The 3,726-nt window shown below is 58.8% G+C and carries 7 protein-coding genes; 3 read left to right on the top strand and 4 right to left on the bottom strand.

The features are described from left to right. Together GGR44_RS16745 and GGR44_RS16615 are read left to right on the top strand one after the other, a co-directional pair. On the top strand, positions 1–217 hold a 217-nt coding region (locus tag GGR44_RS16745; protein ID WP_221214429.1), incomplete at its 5' end, for a hypothetical protein. Between the two features lie 23 nt (positions 218–240). Continuing rightward, positions 241–1,119 (top strand): hypothetical protein, encoded by an 879-nt coding sequence (locus GGR44_RS16615; RefSeq protein ID WP_183956611.1) that lies wholly within the window; start codon positions 241–243, stop codon positions 1,117–1,119. Between the two features lie 30 nt (positions 1,120–1,149). On the opposite strand, the gene GGR44_RS16610 is transcribed toward GGR44_RS16615, so the two are convergent. The 4 genes from GGR44_RS16610 to GGR44_RS16595 form a co-directional block, all read right to left on the bottom strand. Next, positions 1,150–1,455 carry a type II toxin-antitoxin system RelE/ParE family toxin gene (locus GGR44_RS16610; protein ID WP_183956610.1) on the bottom strand — a complete coding sequence of 102 codons (306 nt, stop codon included), beginning with the start codon at positions 1,453–1,455 and terminating at the stop codon, positions 1,150–1,152. Continuing rightward, the gene (locus tag GGR44_RS16605) at positions 1,452–1,700 is read right to left on the bottom strand and encodes a type II toxin-antitoxin system ParD family antitoxin (RefSeq protein ID WP_183956609.1); all 249 of its coding nucleotides are present in this window, start codon (positions 1,698–1,700) and stop codon (positions 1,452–1,454) included. The genes GGR44_RS16610 and GGR44_RS16605 overlap by 4 nt, the downstream gene beginning before the upstream one ends. 143 nt (positions 1,701–1,843) lie before the next feature. Beyond that, complete coding sequence (locus tag GGR44_RS16600) at positions 1,844–2,434, bottom strand: mobile mystery protein B (protein ID WP_183956608.1); 591 nt, start codon at positions 2,432–2,434, stop codon at positions 1,844–1,846. Further along, complete coding sequence (locus GGR44_RS16595; RefSeq protein ID WP_221214428.1) at positions 2,431–2,889, bottom strand: mobile mystery protein A; 459 nt, start codon at positions 2,887–2,889, stop codon at positions 2,431–2,433. Before GGR44_RS16595 ends, GGR44_RS16600 begins: the two co-directional genes overlap by 4 nt. A gap of 142 nt (positions 2,890–3,031) precedes the next feature. Between GGR44_RS16595 and GGR44_RS16590 the strand changes: the two genes are divergently transcribed. Beyond that, positions 3,032–3,634 carry a hypothetical protein gene (locus GGR44_RS16590; protein ID WP_183956606.1) on the top strand — a complete coding sequence of 201 codons (603 nt, stop codon included), beginning with the start codon at positions 3,032–3,034 and terminating at the stop codon, positions 3,632–3,634. Positions 3,635–3,726 lie beyond the last annotated feature (92 nt).

Genomic DNA, 3,726 nt, shown 5'->3' with positions numbered 1-3,726 from the left:
TTCGATGCCTTCATGCCGCGCCTCCTTGCCCAGCCAAGGAAATCTGAGGCTGAAAACTCTAGCTCAAAGCGATCCAGTTTTCAGGTGGCAGAGCAACGAAGGCCGCTATCGCTGCACGTTCAAGGCCACGTTACAGAACGGCCAGTGGGTGCGCGACCGCGGAAAATCCTTCCTCTTTGAAAAGCGCCTCAGCGGTTGGGCCGTGGCGGGGAGTTGATCGCTATGCATAGTCACCCTCTCTTGCCGCTGCTGCCCGTCTTCGCCTTGACGGCCTGCGGCGGCACAAACGATACGCCTGTCGGTAACAATGCAGCGGCGCAATTCAATGCCGCCGCCATGCCCGGCAACGCAACCGCCGCCGTTGAAGACAAGAAGCCTGTGCCATCATCCGCTTGTGCTGGCGTTCAAGACAGCAAAGAGAGCGACAACGTTCTTGGGATCGCGCCGGGTATGTCACCTGCGCAGGCGTCGGCCCTTCTGATCTGCAAGGGCTATGTCGCCACGTTTCCCGTTGGCGACGATCACGAGCGGATAAACCAGCAGGAAGAACAGCAGGGAATCTTCCGGCAGGATTTCGGGCGCAATGATCGGCGCGATTATGTGCGCCTGTTCAGCGAAGGCAGACCCGGCGCGCAACAAATCTTCTATGTCGCGCGAGCCAGCTATTTCGGGGACAACGCCCCGACCATGGAAGCGGTCGCGCAGCAATATGTGGATGCCCACCATCCGCCGGAGAAACCTTATCAGTATCGGTTCGGCATCATCCGCGTCGGCAAGGTCAATATCTCCGAACCGATTTCAGGCCGGGCCTCGCCGGAGGCCACGCGCAAACAATGCATCGATGTCGCATTCCTGCATGATGCGGGCGACCGGTTTTCTACTGTTATGAATGTGCCGCCGCGTCCCGATCCCGATTGCGGCCCTTCGATGACGCTGGAAGTGATCCCGAACGGGCGTAACAAGGAAGTCGCTTATCTTGCCCATTACCGGGCGAGTAATTTGCGCTTGGCCGCCAGTTTGCGCGATCAGCGCAACGCGGCGGCCCAAGCCGCGCAGAATGCACAAAGAGCGGCGGAAACGCAGGACGCGAAAGCCAATGGGGAGTTGCCCGATCTGTAATGAGGAAGGCGGTCGCGTTTCCGCCCTTCCTCAATTGCCGGACGCAAAATGCGAGGGCATATCCATCGCCTGATGGGGCACGCCGATGATGTCGATGATGTCATCGCTGATCAGATAGAACACGATGTGCGCTTCATGCGCAAAGCTGCGATAGCCCAGCGCGATCTCATCGCGTCGGCGTCCGGCCTGCGGGTTTTCTGCCAGCCATTTGAACCGAGCATCCAACCCGCGCAGATAAATATCCCGCTGGCTTCGCCCCCATTGGCGGAGCGTATAGCGGCCTATATTCTTGATGTCCTCGAACGCGCGCGGGGTAATCCGGTAGCGAGGCGTCATGCCTCACCATCCAGAGAGGCGATGACGCGATCCATCGAATAATCCTCGACAAACTGCCCAGCGCGGGCCTGCGCCGCGCCCTCGGCCAGATGGGCGCGCAACGCTTCCAGCCTCGTCTTCTGGGCTTCCAGCGCCCGCAAGCCATCACGCACGACTTCGCTGGCAGAGCCATAACGCCCGCTGCTCACTTCGTTGCGGATAAAGACTTCCCAATGCTCGCCCAGGCTCAGGCTCGTGTTCGCCATATGGCACCTCCTATATTCATATTCACTATATATGAATATAGCGCAAAAGTCGAGTCATCGGTGCGGGTTCCAGTGGCGGCGAAAGCGCAGGACAGGAAAGCCAACGGGCAATTGCCCAACTTGTAGGCTTTCTCTCAAAGCCCCTATGACCGCGCAAACATCAGCAGCGCGTCAATCTCATGCGCATCGGCGGCGCGGAGCGCGGCGATGTAGGCTTTGCGCGTTTCGTTCGGATCGACCAGATTGCCGCTGCCCCATGTGAAGCGCGACTGACCGAGTTGCAGCGCCAGCAGATCGCCTACAAGGCGCGACATGCGCCCATTGCCGTTGGGAAAAGGATGGATCGCCACAAGGCGATGACTGAACCGGATGGCGATTTCATCTGGCGGGAAGCTGTTATTCTCCACCTGAAACCGCACGTCGCCGACAAGCTGACGCATGTCCATGGGTATGCGGTAGGCGTCGACCCCGATATTGCGGGCGGTGGTGCGATACTGCCCGGCCCATCGCCAGACCTTGCCGAACATGCGCTTGTGCAGCGAACGCAGGAACGCTTCGTCCAGAACATCACGCCGCCGCGACAGCGCCCAACGGACCCCATCGGCGATATTGATCTGCTCGGCCTCGTTCAGTTCGCGGCGCAATGTGATGTAGGACGGGATCAGGCCTTGCCGCTCTTCCTCGGTCAGTGGCGTGTTGGCGTCGTCATCTTCGGCAAACAAGGGATCGGTCATGCATCGTCCCACAAGCCGCGCAGCGATCCGGCCAGCATGTTGTCAATCAGACGCTGGCGCTCGTCGGCCAGATCGTCGCGGGTGAGCGCCTGATTTTCCAGCGTCATTGTGTGATGCACACGGCGCAATTCTTCCTCGGCGCGAAGCCGCGCCCGTTCTTTGACCATATCCTCCAGCGAAGAGGTCGGCACCAGTGCATAGACAAGGGTGCAATCCATCGCTTCGGCGGCGGCGCGTAGGGATTTGAGCGTGGTTGAGCCTGTTACTTCGGCCTTTTCAAGGGCGGTGATACGGGACGGCGCAGCCCCCATGCGGCTCGCCAGTTGGCGAACCGTCATGCCCAAGGCTTCGCGGATGGCCCGTAGCCAGCCGCGCGGCGGCATGGCAAAGTCCGCCTCGCGCAAAAGCGCAAAGCGACGATCAAGGCTCTTTCTAGCCAGTGCGGTGTTATCCATGGTCATCTCTATGTGAACATCCTATAGAGATTTGATCATATTTTTATGCTCAATGTCAACCTGTATGATCTTTTATATATGAACAGATAGCAGTGAATCGTTCCTATATACATGTTCAAAATAAAATCTTTGAAAGCGAGATATGCAGAGTTTCGAACACTATGCAGGGGATAGGCTGGAATCCGTTCCCTTCACGCCTGACTTCAACAACCCTGCGGAACAGGCGTTTGCCGCATCGTTCGATAGCTTCGCGGCCTTGCTTCGCGCAGGTGTGTTGGATGTCGGCGGCGATCCTCGCTCCGCCATCGTGCCGGGCTTCATCGAAAAGATGACGCCGAACGCCTTTGCTGATCATGTGGACGGCGTGCATTACATCGCCATGCATCAGGCGCTTCTGGTGACGATGATGGATTTTGCGCTGTTCGCGTTCACGCAAAGCGCCTTCCTGCCGATGATCGGCGACGCGGCAGGCGAGGATTCGCCGTCGCCTGTAGACGGCGAAGCGCCGGGCCTGTTCCTGCTTGATCGGACATTGACGGGCGGCACGATCAGGGCTGACGCTGATCGTCACCGCGTCCCCAAGGATGCGGAGCGCCATATCATGGCTGTGTATCTCGCCATGCTGATGACGCGCTTTGTCTGGCTGCACGAGCTGGCCCATTGCAGGCTGGGCCATGTCATAGCGTTGCAGCAGAGTGGCCTCAGCGCGCGGTTGTATGAGGTGCCCGATCCGTTGGAGGTTTGAGTAGCCCCTAGATTTCTGGACGCCTTCGATCCTAATTTTGAGGACAGGAGGCGATGATGGGGAAGCCCAATTTCAGTGATGAGTTCAAGCGT

Source organism: Sphingobium fontiphilum (assembly GCF_014196635.1).
Taxonomy (GTDB): Bacteria; Pseudomonadota; Alphaproteobacteria; order Sphingomonadales; family Sphingomonadaceae; genus Sphingobium; species Sphingobium fontiphilum.
The sequence above is the reverse complement of the archived record's forward strand: the minus strand, read 5'-3'. Positions and strand labels throughout refer to the sequence as shown.